The organism is Flavobacterium tiangeerense (assembly GCF_007830355.1).
GTDB lineage: Bacteria > Bacteroidota > Bacteroidia > Flavobacteriales > Flavobacteriaceae > Flavobacterium > Flavobacterium tiangeerense.
The window spans coordinates 192,830-213,141 of record NZ_VLKO01000006.1 but is presented as its reverse complement, the minus strand read 5'-3'; the positions used below and the strand labels follow the sequence as shown (position 1 = coordinate 213,141).

Annotated in this window: 16 protein-coding genes; 5 read left to right on the top strand and 11 right to left on the bottom strand. The window is 32.8% G+C overall.

What is annotated here, in order from left to right; genetic code table 11:
• The first annotated feature begins 13 nt into the window (after positions 1-13).
• From IQ05_RS08625 to IQ05_RS08610, 4 genes are all read left to right on the top strand, one after another.
• Positions 14-964 carry a PhoH family protein gene (locus tag IQ05_RS08625; protein ID WP_086455520.1) on the top strand — a complete coding sequence of 317 codons (951 nt, stop codon included), beginning with the start codon at positions 14-16 and terminating at the stop codon, positions 962-964.
• A gap of 153 nt (positions 965-1,117) precedes the next feature.
• Positions 1,118-1,972: a Cof-type HAD-IIB family hydrolase gene (locus tag IQ05_RS08620; protein WP_244289551.1), complete on the top strand. Its 855-nt coding sequence runs from the start codon at positions 1,118-1,120 to the stop codon at positions 1,970-1,972.
• A gap of 26 nt (positions 1,973-1,998) precedes the next feature.
• Positions 1,999-4,344, top strand: coding sequence for a S9 family peptidase (locus tag IQ05_RS08615; protein WP_144892028.1), 2,346 nt, complete (start codon positions 1,999-2,001; stop codon positions 4,342-4,344).
• Positions 4,345-4,449: 105 nt separating this feature from the next.
• Positions 4,450-5,403 (top strand): phosphoribosylaminoimidazolesuccinocarboxamide synthase, encoded by a 954-nt coding sequence (locus tag IQ05_RS08610; protein WP_144892026.1) that lies wholly within the window; start codon positions 4,450-4,452, stop codon positions 5,401-5,403.
• A gap of 180 nt (positions 5,404-5,583) precedes the next feature.
• On the opposite strand, the gene IQ05_RS08605 is transcribed toward IQ05_RS08610, so the two are convergent.
• From IQ05_RS08605 to panB, 8 genes are all read right to left on the bottom strand, one after another.
• Positions 5,584-6,870 (bottom strand): DEAD/DEAH box helicase, encoded by a 1,287-nt coding sequence (locus tag IQ05_RS08605; RefSeq protein ID WP_144892024.1) that lies wholly within the window; start codon positions 6,868-6,870, stop codon positions 5,584-5,586.
• A 356-nt stretch (positions 6,871-7,226) separates the two neighbouring features.
• Complete coding sequence (gene ypfJ / locus IQ05_RS08600) at positions 7,227-8,087, bottom strand: KPN_02809 family neutral zinc metallopeptidase (protein WP_144892022.1); 861 nt, start codon at positions 8,085-8,087, stop codon at positions 7,227-7,229.
• 64 nt (positions 8,088-8,151) lie between these two features.
• Positions 8,152-11,448 (bottom strand): PAS domain S-box protein, encoded by a 3,297-nt coding sequence (locus IQ05_RS08595; protein WP_158634581.1) that lies wholly within the window; start codon positions 11,446-11,448, stop codon positions 8,152-8,154.
• Positions 11,449-12,343: 895 nt separating this feature from the next.
• Entirely contained in the window at positions 12,344-13,141 is a 798-nt protein-coding gene (locus IQ05_RS08590; RefSeq protein WP_144892018.1) for a DUF2189 domain-containing protein, read from the bottom strand.
• 46 nt (positions 13,142-13,187) lie between these two features.
• A complete protein-coding gene (locus IQ05_RS08585) occupies positions 13,188-14,516 on the bottom strand; it encodes an aldehyde dehydrogenase (RefSeq protein WP_144892016.1) in 1,329 nt (442 codons plus the stop codon).
• A 141-nt stretch (positions 14,517-14,657) separates the two neighbouring features.
• Positions 14,658-15,347, bottom strand: a complete 690-nt coding sequence (locus IQ05_RS08580) for an RluA family pseudouridine synthase (RefSeq protein ID WP_167496935.1) — start codon at positions 15,345-15,347, stop codon at positions 14,658-14,660.
• Between the two features lie 111 nt (positions 15,348-15,458).
• Positions 15,459-15,809 carry a four helix bundle protein gene (locus IQ05_RS08575; protein WP_144892012.1) on the bottom strand — a complete coding sequence of 117 codons (351 nt, stop codon included), beginning with the start codon at positions 15,807-15,809 and terminating at the stop codon, positions 15,459-15,461.
• 54 nt (positions 15,810-15,863) lie between these two features.
• The gene (gene panB, locus IQ05_RS08570) at positions 15,864-16,682 is read right to left on the bottom strand and encodes a 3-methyl-2-oxobutanoate hydroxymethyltransferase (RefSeq protein ID WP_144892010.1); all 819 of its coding nucleotides are present in this window, start codon (positions 16,680-16,682) and stop codon (positions 15,864-15,866) included.
• 99 nt (positions 16,683-16,781) lie between these two features.
• Between panB and IQ05_RS08565 the strand changes: the two genes are divergently transcribed.
• A complete protein-coding gene (locus tag IQ05_RS08565) occupies positions 16,782-17,225 on the top strand; it encodes a nuclear transport factor 2 family protein (RefSeq protein ID WP_144892008.1) in 444 nt (147 codons plus the stop codon).
• 80 nt (positions 17,226-17,305) lie between these two features.
• Here IQ05_RS08565 and IQ05_RS15410 read toward each other — a convergent pair whose 3' ends face one another.
• The 3 genes from IQ05_RS15410 to IQ05_RS08555 all read right to left on the bottom strand — a co-directional run bounded on the left by IQ05_RS15410 (position 17,306) and on the right by IQ05_RS08555 (position 20,121).
• Positions 17,306-17,476 carry a hypothetical protein gene (locus tag IQ05_RS15410; protein ID WP_167496934.1) on the bottom strand — a complete coding sequence of 57 codons (171 nt, stop codon included), beginning with the start codon at positions 17,474-17,476 and terminating at the stop codon, positions 17,306-17,308.
• Positions 17,477-17,655: 179 nt separating this feature from the next.
• Positions 17,656-18,642, bottom strand: coding sequence for a fumarylacetoacetate hydrolase family protein (locus tag IQ05_RS08560; protein WP_144892006.1), 987 nt, complete (start codon positions 18,640-18,642; stop codon positions 17,656-17,658).
• Between the two features lie 51 nt (positions 18,643-18,693).
• Positions 18,694-20,121 (bottom strand): L-serine ammonia-lyase, encoded by a 1,428-nt coding sequence (locus tag IQ05_RS08555; protein WP_144892004.1) that lies wholly within the window; start codon positions 20,119-20,121, stop codon positions 18,694-18,696.
• Positions 20,122-20,312 lie beyond the last annotated feature (191 nt).

Genomic DNA, 20,312 nt, shown 5'->3' with positions numbered 1-20,312 from the left:
AACATACAACCACTTGAACGAAAGAATAATTGAGCTCATAGACATCGCTCCAAAAGACTTTTGGGGCGCTCAAGACACTCATCTTGAATCCATAAAAAAATATTATCCAAAATTAAAAATCGTTGCAAGAGGAACTACACTCAAGGCTTTTGGTGAAAAGGAAGTTTTAGACGAATTTGAAAAACGATTTCAGCGATTGATGCTTCATTTTACGCGTTACAACAACATAGATAATAATGTTATTGAAAGAGTTATTATGGGAGATGCACAAGAAGATCGCAAATTTCAAGGGAGTGACAAAATTTTAGTACATGGTGTGGGTGGCAAAATAATTAAAGCCATGACTCCTAACCAGCAGTTGCTTGTTGATACGCTTGAAAAAAACGATATGGTTTTTGCAGTAGGTCCAGCAGGAACAGGGAAAACATATACTGGTGTTGCCATGGCTGTGAAAGCATTGAAAGAAAAACAGGTTAAAAGAATTATTTTGACTAGACCTGCGGTTGAAGCTGGAGAAAATCTCGGTTTCTTACCCGGCGATATGAAAGAAAAACTGGATCCATACATGCAGCCATTGTATGATGCGCTACGAGACATGTTGCCTAATGAAAAATTAGAAGATTATATTTTAAAAGGCATTATTCAAATTGCTCCACTTGCTTTCATGAGGGGTAGAACACTTGATAATGCTTTTGTAATCTTAGATGAAGCTCAAAATACAACGCATTCTCAAATGAAAATGTTCTTAACGCGTATGGGTAAAAGTGCTAAGTTTATGATTACTGGTGATCCGGGTCAGGTAGATTTACCAAGGCGAACCATATCTGGACTTAAAGAAGCTTTGTTAGTTTTAAAAGATATTGATGGAATAGGAATTATTTACCTAGATGATAAAGATATTGTGCGTCATCGTTTGGTTAAAAAAGTAATAGATGCCTATAAAATGATCGAGAACAACGATTAACTTAGTGGTTGACGCCATTGTGATAAAAAAGCGTTTTTGATTCAAGTGAAATCAAAAACGCTTTTTGAATTTTAACAGTGTTCGATATTCCATTTTAAAATCATCAATAAAAGCTGTTGCAATCTTTTTATTTCTATGAAAAATGCAATAAATTTGAAAAGAATAAAAACGTCTTTTTTACTAATGGGTTTACAACACAATATAAAAGTCGTGGTCACAGATCTCGACGGTACGCTATTAAATGAACACCACCAAATTGCACCCTACACCAAGAGTGTTTTTCAAGAGTTACACCGCCAAAATTTTTTAATTGTCATAGCAACAGGACGCCATCATTTAGATGCACTGCCCATCGTGTCCAAACTTGAATTGCCTTTTTATTTGGTTACATCAAATGGAGCACGAATTCATGATCTCAATCAAGAATTACTTTTTTCGGTAAATATGCCCAGTGAGTCCGTTCAATCGCTTCTTTCAGCAGCAGTTGATCCTGAAATTACTACGGTACTCTTTCGAGAAAAAGTATGGTTGACAAATAAGCACAACGATCAACTAAATGCTTTTCAGCCAGAGGTTCATTACCATCCTGAACTAGTTGATTTTGCAACTCTTGAGGATTTTACGGCTATTAAAGTATTTTTTACCCATCACAAACACAGCAAGCTTTTAGAATTGCGGGAACAAATTTTAGAACAGCACGAAGGGCGTTTCAGTCATGCCTTTAGTTTGCCGTATTGCTTAGAGTTTATGGAGAAATCGGTAGATAAAAAGACAGCAATTGACAAGATCCTAGAATTAGAGAACTTGAAATTCGAAAATGTAATTGCGTTTGGCGACGGATATAATGATGAGCAAATGTTATGCGCTGCCGCTCAAGGAAAAATTATGGGCAATGCACCTGAAAGCCTTCAAACCAAATTGGCTCATTTAGAAGTGATAGGGGATAATGTTCAAGAAAGTGTTGCAAAACATTTAAAAGAGCACGTATTACTGCCGGTTACTAATTAAAAAACTAAACTAAAAAAAAACGAACTATGATAAACAAAAAAATACTTTTGCTTTTTGGAGTGCTTTGCTTTTCGTCTATGCAAGGGCAAAAGCTTAAGATGGAAGAAATTATGAAAGGTAATGGCTTTATTGGTGTTTCACCCGAAGGCGAACGTTGGTCTGTAGATGGGCAACAAGTATTCTTTGAATGGAATCCCAATAACGAATTAGGAACTTCAACTTATTTCTGGAAAAAAGGAATGAGTAAGCCCGAATTAGCAACAGCAGCCCAAGCCAGCTTTTCGAGAATGGATTTAAAAAAAGCAAATAACTCTGATTTGTCTTTTTATTTAGACAAAGGGCGTTTGTTTTCCTACGATGCAAAATCGAAAACAACTAAGAAGCTAGTTCAAATGAGCACGCCAATTGCAAACTTACAATTGGGTTCTGAGTCGGCTGTTTTGTTTTTTAGACAAGGAGATAATATTTTTCAATACAATCAAAAAGAAGGATCTGTGGTGCAATTGACCAATTTCCGAAAAGGAAGAGGAGAGGAGCAAGCAACAGAAAAAGAATCGTTCTTGAAAAAACAGCAAACGGAGTTGTTCCAATTTGTTAGAGATCAAGAGGCGTTGAAAAAATGGAATGCAGCCAAAACAACAAAATCGGATTTTGCAAAACCTTATTTTTACGGAAAAAACACTTTAGGAAGTTTAAAAGCGCATCCAAAAGGAACCTACGCTACTTTTCGATTAGTGGAGGATGCAGAACGAAAGTCGGAGAAGATGGAAGTTTTTATCACCGATGATGGCTATAATGATATTGAAAACACCAAAGAAAAAGTGTCAACGGCCAATTTTGTGAATACCAAATTCGGAATTTACAACGTGGTAAAGGATTCGGTTTATTTTGTTAATTTTTCAAAATTAAGCCACATTCAAGATGTCCCTAAATATTTAGCTGATTATCCTGCTACAAAACCTGCGGATAAAAAGGATAAGTTAATCGTGGTACAAGAACCCGTTTACAATGACGAAGGAACTTTTGCGGTATGCGACATTCGCAGCCAAGACAACAAAGACCGTTGGATTGTGAGTTTGAATTTAGAAAACGGAACTTTTGAAGAAATAGAACACCAACACGATGAAGCTTGGATAGGAGGGCCTGGAATTCCTTCGAACGCATTTGGGAGAGGGACACTTGGTTTTTTAGCAGATAATGAAACTATTTATTTTCAATCAGAAGCCTCGGGTTATTCGCATTTGTACTCTTATAATTTAAAAAGTAAAAATAAATCGCAACTCACAAAAGGCAACTGGGAAGTTCGCTCTGCGGTATTGGCCAAAGACGAAAAGACATTTTACTTGACTACCACAACAACGCATCCTGGAAACAGAAGTTTTTACAAATTAGATTCGAATAAACCAGTTTTACAGCCTATTTTGGTAAAAGATGGAGCTTATGAAGTATCACTTTCTCCAGACGAAAGTACTTTGTTAGTTCGTTATTCTTTCAAAAATAAACCTTGGGAATTATTTATTGGTCCAAATACTACCAATCCAAAGTTGCAACAAATTACGAATTCAACTACATCAGCTTTCAACGGATACGCTTGGCGCGAACCTGAAGTGATCACTATTACAGCACAAGATGGAACTCCTGTAAATGCACGTTTGTATAAACCCGAAGCTGCAAATGCAAACAAAGCAGCGGTTATCTTCGTTCATGGTGCAGGATATTTGCAAAACGCACACAATTTCTGGAGTTCTTACCACAGAGAATATATGTTTCACAACCTTTTGGTCGATTTAGGATACACCGTTTTGGATGTTGATTACAGAGGTAGCGACGGCTACGGGCGCGATTTAAGAACCGGAATTTACCGTTTTATGGGAGGGAAAGATTTAACAGATCAAATTGATGGCAAAAAATACTTAGTAAACAATTTAGGTATTGATCCAGCTCGAGTTGGAATATACGGAGGTTCATACGGAGGGTTTATTACCCTGATGGGAATGCTTACTACGCCGGGCGAATTTGCATCGGGTGCAGCATTACGCTCAGTTACAGATTGGGCACACTACAACCACGGTTATACGGGTAATATTTTAAATTTTCCTGAAACGGATCCAGATGCGTATAAAAAAAGTTCTCCAATATATTTTGCAAATAATCTTCAAGGAAATTTATTGATGTTGCACGGAATGGTTGATGATAACGTAGAGTATAAGGATATTGTTCGTTTGTCTCAGCGTTTTATTGAATTGGGTAAGAAAAAATGGAGTTTAGCTAGTTTTCCTGTTGAAGCACACGGATTCAAAGAAACGTATTCATGGGTTGATGAGTACAGCAGGATTTTAGATTTATTCAATCAAACCTTACTCAAAAAATAGTTTTCCTGTAATATCAAACAATTGAATGAGGTATTCATTGCTATACTTTATGAAATAGTTTTAAATTTGCAGCTACAATATAAACACACACACACAACTAAAAAAATGAGCCACACAATTACAACTACAAATTTCAATTTCCCCAATCAAAAAGCAGTTTACCGCGGTAAAGTAAGAGAAGTATATACCATAAATGATGAACTATTGGTTATGGTTGCTACTGATAGACTTTCTGCATTTGATGTGGTTTTACCAAAAGGAATTCCGTACAAAGGTCAAATTTTAAATCAAATTGCTACCCGATTTATGGAACTAACATCGGATATTGTGCCAAATTGGTTGCTTGATACACCAGATCCAAATGTAGCTGTTGGGAAATTATGTGAGCCATTTAAGGTAGAAATGGTTATTAGAGGTTATCTTTCAGGACATGCGGCTCGTGAATATGCTCTTGGTAAAAGAGAAATTTGTGGCGTTTCAATGCCTAATGATTTAAAAGAAAACGATAAATTTCCTGAACCAATAATTACACCTACAACTAAAGCAGATAATGGAGAGCACGATGCCGATATTTCAAGAGAAGAAATTTTAAGTAAAGGTATTGTATCTCTTGAGGATTACCTTGTTTTAGAAAAGTATACCAGAGATTTGTATCAAAGAGGCACAGAGATTGCAGCGGGTAGAGGTCTTATTTTGGTGGATACCAAATATGAGTTTGGTAAAACTAAAGAAGGCAAAATTGTGTTGATTGATGAAATACATACACCAGATTCATCTCGTTATTTTTATGCAGATGGATATCAAGACCGTCAAAATAATGGTACCGAACAAAAACAATTGTCAAAAGAGTTTGTAAGAAGGTGGTTGATAGAAAATGGTTTTCAAGGACTTGAGGGACAACAAATTCCTGAAATGTCTGATGATTATATAGAATCTGTATCTGAAAGATATATAGAATTGTATGAAAACATTCTAGGTGAAAAGTTTATAAAAGCAGATATCACTAACATTGATGCAAGAATTGAAGCTAATGTAGTAGACTATTTGTCTCGTAAATAACGATCAAAATATAAAATCCGCTAATTTGAATAGCGGATTTTTTGTGTCAAAAATCTTTATCAAAAATCATTATTTTTTCATTCTTAAAGATTATCAGCGTAATCAAATAAAAAGACCGTAAATCATGTTTTGATTTACGGTCTTTATTGTTTCTAGTAATTATAGGTTTTCATATAGTAATTACCTATTTACTCGTCTTTCGTTGGTTGAGCTAGTAGTACGTCTATTTCCAAAATTATTTGTTTTTTTGGCAGCATCTACTTTTGGTTGTTTGGGTGCAGAAAAACGTTGTGTTCTACCTTGGCCTTGTTTAATAGGCTCTTTTGATGCGTTAGGATCCGGCTCAAAACCTTTTATATTTTCTTTTGGGATTGTTAACCCAACTAATTTCTCGATATCTCTTAAAAAAACAGTCTCATCAGGACTAAACAATGAAATTGCTTTACCATTTGCACCAGCACGACCTGTTCTACCTATTCTATGAACGTAATCTTCCGGAATATTAGGTAATTCAAAATTTACAACATGAGGTAATAATGGAATATCTAATCCACGTGCAGCAATATCTGTTGCAACAAGAGCCGTTAAACTTCCATTTTTAAAACCTTCTAAAGCTTTTGTTCTAGCGCCTTGACCTTTGTTTCCGTGAATTGCAGCTGCTTTAATGCCAGCATCATTCATAAATTCAGTTAGTTTATTAGCACCTTGTTTGGTTCTTGTAAATACTAAAATTTGTTTCCAGTTACCTTCGGTAATCAGTTTTATGATTAATTCCGTTTTTTTCTCTTTGGCAACAGGATAAATAAGTTGGGTTATGGCATCAACAGTAGTGTTCTCAGGAGTTGCTTCAACCTGAATAGGATTTTGAAGAATTCCCATTGCTAGTTTCTTGATATCTTTTGAAAAAGTTGCAGAGAAAAGTAAGTTTTGTCTTTTTTGAGGTAAAACTTTCAATACTCTTTCAATATCACGTAAAAATCCCATATCCAGCATTCTATCGGCTTCATCAAGTACTAAAATTTCAACTTTTGCAAGTGAAATTAAACCTTGATTGTGTAAGTCTATAAGTCTTCCTGGTGTTGCTACCAGAATATCAATGCCTTGACGTAATTGTGTTACTTGTGGATTTTGATTTACTCCACCAAAAATAACCGTACTTTTTAAATCTAAAAATTCGCTGTATTCTTTGATATTTGCTAATATTTGAGCTGCCAATTCTCTTGTAGGTGTTAATATCAACGATCGAATTGGACGATTGCGAACGGGTTGTGTTTGAGATAACAATTGCAATATTGGGAGCGTAAAACCTGCTGTTTTTCCTGTTCCAGTTTGAGCAGATGCTAAAACATCTTGGCCTTTAAGTATTGGAGGTATTGCTTTTTGTTGAATTGGAGATGGGGTAGTGTACCCTTTTTTGCTGATTGCTTTGAGTAAAGAATCAGATAAACCTAATGAATTGAATGACATAAATTGTATTTACGAAGCAAACACATTTATATATTTTGCTCCTTTAATTTGGTGCAAAGGTATGTCATTTTTTTTGATATCTCTTGATTGATAGATTTTCTTTGTTCAAGATACTTGTGTAAAGTACTGTTTTACAGTACAAAGAGGGTTTTGTATAGGCTTTTTAATCACTTTGTTGCTTGTGAAAACACTATATAATGATGAAAATGAAAACAATAATTAGATAACAATTCCTTAAAAATGATGTTCTTTTCACTAATAAGAACATTTTTGAGTCAAACCTGCCAATTTATTTTTGGATCAAGTCCAATAGAAAAAATATGGCATGCAGTTGCAATACTACATGCCATAATGTATTAATTAATTTCTTCAAAAGTATTACCTTGTTTGATATCGCCAGTTTTGTAACCTTTCATAAACCAAGCTTTTCTTTGAGCCGAAGTTCCATGAGTAAAGGATTCCGGAACAATATGCCCCTGCATTTTGGCTTGAATAGCATCATCACCTACAGCGTGAGCGGCGCTTAATGCTTCTTCTAGATCGCCTTCTTCAAGAATATTTTTCATTTTTTGATTGTAATGGGTCCAAACGCCAGCATAAAAATCTGCTTGTAATTCTAGAGCCACAGATAATGCATTTGCTTCAGCTTGACTTTTGCCTTCTTGCATTTGTCTCATTTTAGACGAAGTTCCAAGTAAGGTTTGTACATGATGTCCAATCTCATGCGCAATTACATAGGCTGTTGCAAAATCACCACCTTGAGCACCAAATTTAGTTTTCAACTCATTAAAGAATGTTAAATCCATGTACACTTTTTGATCTGCAGGACAATAAAATGGTCCAGAGGCCGAGGTTGCGCTTCCACATTCTGTATTTACTCCTTGTGTGAATAAAATTAATTTAGGTCTTTTGTACTGCATATTATTATCCTTAAAAATTTTATCCCATACATCCTCTGAATCAACTAATACAGCTTCAACAAATTTTCCTTCTTCTATTTCTTCAGCGGTTAAGGCTCTTTTTTCTGTGGGTGCACTTTGTCCTTGATTCATTTGCTCAAGAATAGGTGTTATCATTTGAGCATTTTCTCCACCAAAAGTATTTAGTAAAAGGATAACAATACCTATTATTCCCCCGCCTACTATAGTTTTTCCACCAGAAGACATTCCTCTTCTGTCTTCAAAATTTTCGCTTGAACGTCTGCCACTCCATTTCATAAATTATTTTTTTAATTAATTGATTTAAAATTTAAAATTACATATTATTTTAACATTAGCAACATTACTTTTTATTTTGGATTATCCACTTTGTAATAGTGTCGCCTATTATTCCTTTTATAATTGGTTTTGATATGTAATCATTCATCCCAGAAGCAATACATTTTTCTTTTTCTTCTTTTTCTGTACCTGCAGTTATGGCTATTATAGGAACTGTTTTTCCATTTTGTAAGTTTCTAATGCATTGAGAGGCTTCGTATCCATTCATGATAGGCATTTGTATATCCATAAAAATAATATCAATTGGAGTGTTTTCAAATTTTTTAACAGCCTCTAAACCGTTGATTGCTTCATGGATTTGAGTTTGATAGGGTTCATTTTTTAAAATGGTTTTTAAGAGTAACATATTTACTTTGTTATCTTCTGCTATCAAAATATGTATTACCTTAATATTTAAATCGTTTACTAATTTGGGATTGTTATTAATATTAGGGCTATTTTTTACTAAATGTTTATGTTTAATGACGTTATCAGTAACTTTTAACTTCAGGTCAAAATAAAAAGTACTTCCTGCATTGACAGCACTTTCTAGCTTTAATTGACTGTTCATAAGACCTAATAATTGATTGGATATTGTTAATCCAAGTCCTGTACCTCCAAATTTTCTAGTAGTGGATCCATCTTCTTGTGAAAAAGCCTTAAAGATCTTCTTTTTATTTTCTTCTAATATCCCAATACCAGTATCAACTACTGCAAAACGAATTGTTGCGTATCCGTTACTTATAGGTTTTACTGCAGAAACAATTAATTTTATTGATCCAGTATCAGTAAATTTTACTGCATTGGCAAGTAAGTTGATAAGTACCTGCTTTAATCGAACACTGTCTATCAAATAATGTAAAGGAATGTCTTTGTCTACAATTAAATCTAGGTGTAGTTTTTTTTGGTTTGCTTCATAGTGTATCAAATCAAAAACTTGCAAAAGCATATCTTTTAAATTGCAAATTTCAAAATACAACTCGAGTTTTCCAGCTTCAATTTTAGAAAAATCAAGAATATCATTGATAATATTTAGTAATGAATGTGCTGATTGACTTATTGTGGTCATGTATTTTCCCTGAGTTTCACCTAGATTTGTACTCATTAACAAATCAGTAAAACCTATAATACCGTTTAAGGGAGTTCTTATTTCGTGGCTCATATTTGCCAAAAAATCTGATTTAGCTTTATTTGCTGCTTCGGCAAGTTCTTTTTCTTTAACAATTGTTTCGGCTTGTTTTCTTTCGGTGATATCAATAAATATACCTTCTATAAATACAATTTTTCCGTTTTTGTAAATAGTATCGCCAAACTCTTCAACCCATACAATATGGTTTTTTTTATGAATAATTCTATAGGTAAGGTGAATTGGTTTTTTTGAGTCGATCGCTTTTTTTTGGGCTTCGATAGTTTTAATTTTATCATCTGGATGAATCAAATCTATAAATAAAACTTTATTGCTTAAGAAATCTGACTTGTCATAACCTGTAAGATTCTCTATTTCATCATTAATATAAATTTTTGTACTCTTAGCATCATAATTAGAGAGGTAAACAGTTCCTGGAATATTATTGGCAAGCAACCTAAATTTTTCTTCGCTTTCATAAATTGCATTTTCATTTGTAATTCTCTCTAATGAAAAACTAATGTTTTGAGCTAATGTTTGCAAAATATTTATTTCATCATCAGACCAAAATCTTTCAGTCTCTGTATCATCAAAACCAATGAAACCGTGAAATTTATCCCGCACAAAAATTGGAAAAAGAATGATGGAAAAAACGTTAATACTTTCTAATTTCTGTCGGAGAGATGTGTTTTCAATTTGGGGTACTACAGCAGTGTAAATACTATTGGATAACAAGGGAGTTAGTAATTCTTCAAAATATTTATGAGGCAGCTCCTGTAGTTTTTGATTGACTTCATTTAATGTGTCATTTTGTATAATCCATCTGTATTTTTGACTGATCGTTTTTGTTATATCATTATTTTCATAAAAATAAGTCCTGTGTGATTTTGTCGCTTTCCCCATAATCACTAAAACATCAGAGAAAATAGCATCAATATTATTACTTTTTAAAAACTTTTCAGTACAAAGTGTCATTGCAGATAGTAATTCACTTTTGTACTCTAATTTTTTTTCTGTTTCAAATCTACTTTGTGATATTAATGTTAATGATATGATATCTGCAATTGCTCTTGCAAAATTGATATCTTCATTATCCCATTTTCTTTTATTTTTTATGGTTTCAAAAGATACTATTCCTATTAAATCACCATCAATAAAAAATGGAATATCGAGTACAGATTTTATATTTAATACTAAAAAATACTCTTCTATAAACTCTGATAATTCATGCTTTTTAAAAACATTAGATGCACAAATTTGTTTCTTACTTTGAATGGAATCAATGTAAATAGGATAATCTTTTTTTTCTAATATAGTACCTTTATCAAAAGTTTGGCTTTCTAAATTGTATAAATTTTGACACTTAATTTGGTCCTTTTCATATTTCCAGTAACTCACGCGATCGCATTTAGACACGATAGATGCAGTTTCTAGTACTTTCATTAATCGAGTTTCTAAATTGACATAGCTGCTAAAATTGGTAGTAGACAATTGTGTAATTGTTCTGTTATATTCGTTTACTTTTTTATGTCTTATTTTTGTATTTTTTTTAATGTTTTTTAGTATTGTAATGTCTCGCGCAATTGCAGAGAAAGCTACTATTTTTCCATCTTTATTTTTTCGGACTGTTACTTTTTGAGAGATCCATATTTTTTTCTGATTCTTTTTGAATAAAGGAAACTCAATAGTAGGGAAATGATTTTCAAATTTATCTAATCTAGAGTAAAATAGAACTATTTCATTTAAATAGTCAGTATGTATGAATTTGGAAAAATGCTGTCCAATGAGTTCATTTGAATCAAAACCCAGAGCTTTGATTGTAAAATCATTAACAAAAGTTAAATAACCTTTATAATCCACTTCATAAATTAAATCAATAGCCCCTTCAATTGCATTTTTATATTGCTCTTGAATCAGAACTTCTTTTGTAACATCCTGGCCAATTCCTATGATTAAATTATTTGAGAATTTTTTATCATTCCATTGAATGTATTTGTATTCTCCATTTTTACATTTTAATTTTCTTACAAATATTTTATCATCTATAAAGTCTTGAATTTCTTTTTCATTATATAAATCATAGTCACCAGTGCGTTCCCAATATCCATAACCCAATACTTCCTCTACAGTATATCCTAAAATAGAAACTATATTATCGCTACAAAAAACAACCTCTCCTTTTACATTTGTTGCCAAAACCAGAGAGTTTCCCTTGTTTATAATTTGATTGTGAAATGACAGTTTACTTTTTAAGTTGATTATTGAAAGATGTCTAATATAATTAATGATAACAACTATAATGCAATAATTAAAGAGTAGAACAGCTGAGTCAAAAGGGATGATTTCAAATAATAAAAGAGTAGATATATAGATAAAATTTAAACTAATAAAAAACCAATACCATTTTTGAGATTTTATAATAGAATAGGAGAAAAAGAATGTAATTATGTATGCGACAAAGGGAATTTTATCATTTGGAAATAGTATTAAATTTCGTGAAATAACAACAAACGATATTAGGAATGCAACTCTAAAAATCTTTTGGATGTAATGATAAATATATTTTGATTTAAGACTTAGGAAATAAATCAAAAATAAAAGGCTTCCTAATATTAAGTTAGGTATTAAAAGACTTTTTGTTCTTACTTTAAATATTTCGAATACAATTTCTAAAACGGGTATAACTAAACCCAAAAATAAAAAATACAGTTGATATTCTTCACTCTTTGAATCCTTAAGAGGGTAATTTTTAATATATCCCGGATACAATAAAGTTCTAATTTTTGAGAATTTAAAAATTAGCAAAAAAAACAATAAAAAGATAAATGGATTAATTACCCGAAATAAATTATTATCTACTGCTAATTTATCAAAAAGCATCATTAATTTACTTGAAATAGTTGTTGTGAACCAACTTGTTGAAAGGTAGCTTAATGGGATTGAGGGTAAGTATCCGCAGTAATGATTCAAATTTTCTTAAATTGAGTTAGTTATTTTATTAAATAAAAAACAACAAATTACTACTTTTATTTGAATAAGCCAAAATTGATTTCAAAATCGATTTCAAAATCAATTTTGGCTTTATTTTTTATTACAGAGTTTCAAAATTTGTAGATACTTCCTCTTCTTTATTTTCTGGAAAACCAATGATGTATTTGTAAATGATATAGCTCATGGAATAAATAAACGGAATAGTAAAAAGAATCCCAATACAACACGCAAAAAATCCTAAGAAAACTGCTATAACACCCACAATTAAGAGTGCGAACAACATAAATGGTTGTTTAGCAACAATAACTATACTAGTTTCTATGGCGTGCAACGCCTTTGAATTTCCAAAAATTATTAAAGGAATAGTTAAAAAAGTGAATAATGATAATATAGCTGATAATACGGCGCCTAAAACGGGTATTTCTGCATAGTTTATTACTCCACGAATGAAACTATCTACTACAGCAATTAAAAATGTAGCAATGATAATTTCTTGAAAATAAGGTGCTTTGTAATAATGAAACATAGTTGATACATGAAATTCTTCATCTTTATCTGCGTTGTGAGCCATTTTAAATAATCCAGCTATAAAAGGACTTATTAGTGTACCTATTGCAATGCTTATTAAGGATAAAATCAATAAGCCGTAAAGGTCCAAGTTTTCAGGTTTAAAATCTTCGGCTTTTAAAACAGTTAATGCTTCATCGGTTCCAAAAATTACTGCGAAAATTCCAGCAAGTCCCAATATAAAAACAACAAAAAACATAAAGAGTACTAGACCGCCATACATAGCAATTTTTTTATAGTTTTCTATAGTTTGATTAAATACATCGCCAAAATCAATGTTGTAGCCTTGTGATTTAATTTCGTCCATACGTTTTTTAACAGGTGCATTCATTTTAAAATAGGTTATTGGTTATTAATTAGTTTAAAGTTTAAAAATTTTACATCAGTTTTAAAAATTTCCGAATCGTTTTTAGTTTTTCATTGTAAGGAGCATAGCGCAAAGGTAAGTCAAGCCATGTTCCTCGTTTTACAATTGCTTTTTTATGCGAAAAAATATCAAAACTTAATTTACCGTGATAGGCACCCATTCCTGAATGACCTACACCACCAAATGGCAATCTATTGTTTACCAGATGTACAACGGTGTCATTGACACAACCTCCACCAAATGAATACTTTTGAAGTATTTCATCAGTGAATGATTTATTAGTACTAAAAATGTAAAGAGCTAGAGGCTTTTCATAACTTTTTATTACTCTTTCCAAATCTGAAGTAGTTTGGTAAGATAGGATAGGTAATATTGGACCAAAAATTTCCTCATTCATTACTGGACTTGTACTTTTAGGTTCATCAAGTAAAGTAGGGGCAATGTATAGGGAATCTTTATTTGTTTGTCCTCCGAATAAAACGGTTTCGTTATCTAATAAATCTTTTAAACGTTGCCAGTTTTTCAAATTTACAATTCGAGCAAAGTCTGGTGATTGCTCAGGATTTGTACCTAGTGCTTTTTCAATTTCTTGAATCAAATAAGTTGTGAATTCTTTTTTTACTTTTTGGTGAACCAAAATATAATCAGGTGCTACACAGGTTTGTCCAGCATTGATGATTTTTCCCCATACAATTCGGCGCGCGCTAAGTTGTAAATCAGCCGTTTCATCTACAATACAAGGGCTTTTTCCTCCTAGTTCTAAGGTAACCGGTGTAAGATGAACAGCAGCTGCTTGAGCGACAATTTTCCCTACAGGAACACTTCCTGTAAAGAAGATATAATCCCAACGTTTGCTCAATAATTGTGTTGCCACGGTGGCATCGCCAGTTATGACAACGACATCTTTTACGGCAAAGGCTTCACTAATAATTTTTGAAATGATGTGCGAAGTATTAGGAGTAAGCTCAGAGGGTTTTAGTGTTACTTTATTTCCTGCGGCTACAGCTGCTACAAGAGGACATAAGGCGAGTTGAAAAGGATAATTCCAAGGAGCTAAAATTAAAACATGTCCGTAAGGTTCACTGTAAATATAATCTGAGGAAGGAAAATTAAGTATGGAAGACCTAACTTTTTTTGGCTTTGCCCAAGAATTTATATTTTTAATAGTTTCTTTTAAGTCGCTGATAACATAATTAGTTTCAGTTAAAACAGCCTCAAAAGCAGGTTTTTTAAAATCATCATACAAAGCTTTTATTATTGCTTCTTCATGGTTTATGATGACTTGCAGTAATTTTTTCAAAGATTCTTTACGAGTACTTATGTCAGATTGATTCACAATTTAGATTTTAAATATTACAGTATTATTTTAGAAACAAAATATCGCAAAAGGTCTTTACCATAGAAATCTACAAGATTCTTCTCTTGGTGTTAGTAGCATAAGTATCAAATTTGTTACGCTTTAAATTTCATGAAGTGCTCATTAAATGGCATTCCAAATTACATCATTTGGTGTGGGAGCAATAATAGTAGTTACTTCTTTAGAGACTGGGTGAGTGAATACTAATTTTCGGGCGTGCAAATGAATTCCACCGTCTGGATTACTTCTGTCAAAACCATATTTTAAATCCCCTTTTATGGGCGTATTTATGGCAGCGAGTTGGGCTCTAATTTGGTGGTGTCTGCCGGTATGAAGATTTATTTCTAACGCATAATAATTATTGAGTTCCTTGATGATTTTATAATCTAAATTAGCTAATTTGCTGTCAGGAACTTCTTTTAAATGTGCTTTTGAGCTGTTGTTCTTTTCATTTCTTTTTAAATAATGTACCAGTTTATCTGCATCATGTAAGGGTTTATTTTTTACCACACACCAATAGGTTTTTTGAGTCTCGCGATTGCTAAACAACTCATTCATTCTAGTCAACGCTTTGCTGGTTCTTGCAAAAACTACAATTCCTGTTGTAGGTCGGTCAAGCCTATGTACCACTCCTAGAAATACTTCTCCTGGTTTGTTGTACTTGTCTTTGATGTATTCTTTAACCACATCAGATAAAGGTTTGTCACCCGTTTTATCGCCTTGCACAATATCGCCCACACGTTTGTTAACCACAATTAAGTGGTTGTCTTCGTGTAGAATTTGCAAATTATTTTTATCAGAAACTATTTTCATTTGGATTTTTTAGATTGTTAGATTATTAGATTTTTAGACAAGTTAGACTTTGTTAGATGTTTAGATTCTAAACAATTTTTGCCGTCTAAAAACAATAAAAATTAAGAAAGACTATAATAAAGTTGCTCTAAACATTGAAGTCATCTTAATAATTTCCTCTAACATATTTGTTAATTCTATTAAATCTTGCGGAGTGATGAAACCTAAATCGGATGAAATAAGAATTTGTGTTTCAATTTCATATGCTGAACCGATGGCAATTTCTAAAAATCGTGTAAAGTCCTTATTTGATTGCCTAGACGATCCTTCGGCTATATTTGAAGGAATAGAAACAGAAGCTCTTCTTAATTGATTTGTTAGTCCAAATTTTTCTTCGTTAGGAAAAGACGAAGTCACTGTGTAAATTTTTGAACAAAAAAATCTACTTTTTTTCCAAATTTCTAAATCTTTAAATCGATGCATTTCATTTTTTTATTCTAACAATCTAAATAGTCTGATAATCTAAGTAGTCTATATTTAATATTGTTCGTTTGCATTAGGGAAATCACTTGACTTTACATCAGCAACATATTGCCCGATAGCAGCTGTCATTTCTTTGTATAAATCCATATAGCGTCTTAAAAAACGTGGACTAAATTCATTATTCATCCCTAGCATGTCATGAATTACAAGTACTTGGCCGTCTACACCTCCACCAGCACCAATACCGATAACCGGAATAGAAATGCTTTGCGCTACTTTTTCGGCTAAATGAGCTGGTATTTTTTCAAGAACTAATGCAAAACAGCCTAATTTTTCAAGTAATTGAGCATCTTCTATTAGTTTGTCTGCTTCTTCTTCTTCTTTGGCTCGAACGGTATATGTACCAAATTTATAAATTGATTGCGGCGTAAGACCTAAATGTCCCATAACCGGAATTCCCGCATTCAATATTTTTTTTATAGAGTCTTTTATTTCTTTACCACCTTCAAGTTTTACGGCATGACCACCACTTTCTTTCATGATTCTAATAGCAGATCGTAAGGCTTCTTTTGGGTCTGATTGATAACTTCCAAAAGGTAAATCAACCACAACAAGTGCTCTTTCTATAGCGCGCACAACAGATGAAGCATGGTAAATCATTTGGTCAAGTGTAATTGGCAATGTCGTTTCATGACCCGCCATTACATTTGATGCCGAATCACCTACAAGAATCACATCAATTCCTGCTGTATCTACAATTTTTGCCATTGTAAAATCATAAGCTGTTAGCATTGAAATTTTTTCGCCATTGGCTTTCATTTCAATCAACGATTTAGTTGTAATTCTTTTATAATCTTTTTTAGCTACAGACATAATTTTATATTTAAGTTTGTAAAGGTACTAAAATGAATATTTTTATTCTTTAATGTCTAACTAAAGTTTTTCTATTCAAAAACTCGTAAATCATCTGCTATGAGAACTATTATTGTATTATTTTTTCTAGTTGTAAGTAACTGTATTCAAGCACAAAATAAGGAAGCGCAAAATGCAATTGAAAAATTTTTCATGGCTTTTCATGCCAAAGATACGATGACGTTAAAATCTCTTTGTGATAAAAAAATGATTTTACAAACCATTTCAGAAAAAGAAGGAAGTGGTAAATTAGAGAATAGCGATCCAGATACGTTTTTTAAATCAATAGCTAGTATCCCAAAAGGAACAGTATTTCATGAAAAAATATTGACTTTTGCAGTTCAAATAGAAGGAAGTTTAGCGCACGTCTGGACGCCTTATGAATTTTATATTAACGGCAAACTGAGTCACAAAGGAGTTAATTCATTCACCTTGTTTAGAGATCAGGTTGCCGAAACTTCAAATTGGAAAATCATCCATTTAATTGATACTCGCCTAAAATAATAGATGATTTTGAGAGTTTTTTTGGTCGAATGGTACTCAAATAGAAAGTAGTATCAATTAAAGTTGTTGTTTAAAAAAACTTAGTAACTTTCATCGTTTAAGTCGGACTCTTGTTCTTCTTGTTTTTTAAAATCTTGGTTTAAGAAATCAGTATAGTCTTTTTTGTCTTTATTGTTTTTTCTTATCAAAAAACAAATTAAAACTAGAATCACTATAGCTAATCCAATAAGTATTGTCCAGTTGATTTTCATGATCTTGATAGGTATTAATTTATGAGAAAGTATAATTAAAATCATCACAAAAAGTAACGCACTGTTTCGGCTCTTGGCAAGTTTGGTATTATGAAAACTTTTTTTTAAAATGAAAAACTAAACTTGAAAGAAAAAATCATCTTTAAAACCCAAACTTGCCAAATGCCTTTTTACAACAGTTATTTTTTATACTCTTTTATAATTTGATTTATTTTACCAAAAATTGACTTACCATCATTATCTTTCATTTCAATTTCTATTCTGTCCCCAAAACTCATAAATGGAGTAGATGCTTTTCCATCTTTTATTATTTCTAAACATCTTACCTCTGCTAGACAGCTTGAACCATTGAGACTTCCTTGATTTGCAACTGTTCCTGAACCAATAATTGTTCCAGCCATTAATGAACGAGTTTTAGAAGCATGTGCAACTAATTGACCAAAGTCAAAAGTCATATCAATCCCAGCATTTGGAGAACCAATAAGATTTCCGTTTAAGGTTGAATGTAGTGGCAAATGAAGTTTTCCATTTTTCCAGCTGTCAGCAAGTTCATTTGGAGTTACAACCACAGGAGCAAATGATGTCCAAGGTTTAGATTGATAGAATCCAAATTGTTTGGAAAGCTCATTTGGTATTAAATTACGTAAAGATACATCGTTAATAATGGTAATTAACTTAATATGTTTCAAAGCATCTTCTGAATTAGTTCCTGCCGGAACATCATCTGTAATAACAGCTACTTCAGATTCAAAGTCAATACCCCAATCTTCATTTTCGATTTCAATGTCATCATTCGCTCCAATAAATGCGTCAGAAGCTCCCATATACATTAAAGGATCTGTCCAAAAAGATTCGGGTAATTCAGAATTTCTAGCCTTGCGGACTAGTTCTACGTGAGTTACATAAGCACTCCCGTCAGCCCAATGATACGCTCGAGGAATTGGCGCTAAAACTCTAACAGAAGAAAAGTGAAACGCATTAGGCAACTTATCAGAGTTTAAGTCATTATAAACACTTTCTAATTTAGTTTCTGTTTCTTTCCAGTTATCAATTGCGTATTGCATTGTTGCTGCAATTTCGGGTACTGTAACTGCTTTTGTTAAATCTTTATTTACAACAACTAATTGTCCATCTCTGGTTTTATTGTCAATTGAAGCTAATTTCATTTAGAATTTGTTTATGAGTTTATTATTGTAGCTTAAATATTTATTTCAAGGTTAACAATCAGCCATGTTTACTGCAATGGCAAGTCCACCTTCAGATGTTTCTTTGTATTTATTATTCATGTCTTTAGCAGTTTGCCACATCGTGTCAACTACTTTATCCAATGGAACTTTTGCATTCTTTGGATCAGTTTCAAGAGCAAGTTCAGCAGCATTAATGGCTTTGATGGCTCCCATAGTATTGCGTTCAATACACGGAATTTGAACTAAGCCTCCTATTGGGTCACAAGTTAAACCTAAGTGATGTTCCATTGCAATTTCGGCAGCCATAAGTACTTGCTCAGGTGTGCCACCCATTACTTCACAAAGTGCCGCCGCTGCCATAGCTGATGATACTCCTATTTCTGCTTGACAGCCACCCATAGCAGCTGATATTGTAGAACCTTTCTTGAAAATACTGCCTATTTCGCCAGCCACCATCAAGAATTGTTTGATTTCTGTGTTGCCTGCGTTATGATTTTCTATTACTAAATAGTACATTAAAACTGCTGGAATTACTCCAGAACTACCATTTGTAGGGGCAGTAACTACGCGACCTAAAGCAGCATTAACTTCGTTAACGGCCAGTGCAAAACAAGAAACCCATTTTAGAATTTGACGAAATTTCACCTCCGTTTTTCTGATTTCTTCTAACCAAGATTGTGGCGAATCATAATTTGCCAAGCCAATTAAATTTTGATGCATATCAAAGGCGCGTCTGCGTACATTGAGTCCGCCTGGGAGAATCCCTTCAGAGTGGCAACCGATGTACATACATTCTAGCATGGTTTTCCAAATGCGCATGAGTTCATGATCAATTACCTCCTCAGTGCGCATTGATTTCTCATTCTCAAAAACAATTTCTGAGATTGATTTTTTTTCTTTGGTACAAATTTCTAGTAATTCAGATGCCTTATCAATCGGATAGGGAAATGCACATTTTACTTGTGTTTTCTTTTTAGCATTGGTGCGTTCTTCTTTTACAACAAAACCACCACCTATGGAATAAAATGTAGCTGTGTAGTTTGAATCGTCAGTTAGAAATGCTGTAAAGGTCAACCCATTTGCATGAAAGGGAAGGAAGTTTTTATTGAAAACAATGTCTTGTAAAAAATAGAAAGGAATGTTTTTTTCGTTCCCTAAATTGATTTCGTTTTTATTTTCGATAGATTTAATGATGCTATCGATATTTTCAACGGGAATGTATTCTGGATCTTGGCCACTTAATCCTAGCATGACTGCTAAATCTGTTGCATGGCCTCTTCCAGTTAAGGAAAGTGAACCGTATAAATCTATTTGTACACGACTCACAGCTGAGAGTAAATTTTCAGTTCTTAGTTCTTCTAAAAAGCGTTCAGCTGCTCTCCAAGGGCCTAATGTATGAGAACTTGAAGGACCAACACCAATCTTTAGCATGTCAAAAACAGAGATACATTCTTCCATCTAGATTTAATTTTGTTTACTGCAAATATAATAGAATGTTGCAACGAAACGAATTTCTGAACTCCAAAAAGTGCTTTTTTAACAATGAGAATGTCGTTTTTATTCATTTTTATTAAAATTGAAACATCGTACATTTCGATATCTTTTGGAGCAATAGTACTTTCAATTTTTTCATTTCCTTAATTAAAGGT

Excerpts from the sequence above, each read along its gene's own strand:
- IQ05_RS08615 (WP_144892028.1), top strand. The coding sequence starts at position 1,999 with ATGATAAACAAAAAAATACTTTTGCTTTTTGGAGTGCTTTGCTTTTCG.
- IQ05_RS08610 (WP_144892026.1), top strand. The coding sequence starts at position 4,450 with ATGAGCCACACAATTACAACTACAAATTTCAATTTCCCCAATCAAAAA.
- IQ05_RS08605 (WP_144892024.1), bottom strand. The coding sequence starts at position 6,870 with ATGTCATTCAATTCATTAGGTTTATCTGATTCTTTACTCAAAGCAATC.
- ypfJ (WP_144892022.1), bottom strand. The coding sequence starts at position 8,087 with ATGAAATGGAGTGGCAGACGTTCAAGCGAAAATTTTGAAGACAGAAGA.
- IQ05_RS08590 (WP_144892018.1), bottom strand. The coding sequence starts at position 13,141 with ATGAATGCACCTGTTAAAAAACGTATGGACGAAATTAAATCACAAGGC.
- IQ05_RS08580 (WP_167496935.1), bottom strand. The coding sequence starts at position 15,347 with ATGAAAATAGTTTCTGATAAAAATAATTTGCAAATTCTACACGAAGAC.
- IQ05_RS08575 (WP_144892012.1), bottom strand. The coding sequence starts at position 15,809 with ATGCATCGATTTAAAGATTTAGAAATTTGGAAAAAAAGTAGATTTTTT.
- panB (WP_144892010.1), bottom strand. The coding sequence starts at position 16,682 with ATGTCTGTAGCTAAAAAAGATTATAAAAGAATTACAACTAAATCGTTG.
- IQ05_RS08565 (WP_144892008.1), top strand. The coding sequence starts at position 16,782 with ATGAGAACTATTATTGTATTATTTTTTCTAGTTGTAAGTAACTGTATT.
- IQ05_RS15410 (WP_167496934.1), bottom strand. The coding sequence starts at position 17,476 with ATGAAAATCAACTGGACAATACTTATTGGATTAGCTATAGTGATTCTA.
- IQ05_RS08560 (WP_144892006.1), bottom strand. The coding sequence starts at position 18,642 with ATGAAATTAGCTTCAATTGACAATAAAACCAGAGATGGACAATTAGTT.
- IQ05_RS08555 (WP_144892004.1), bottom strand. The coding sequence starts at position 20,121 with ATGGAAGAATGTATCTCTGTTTTTGACATGCTAAAGATTGGTGTTGGT.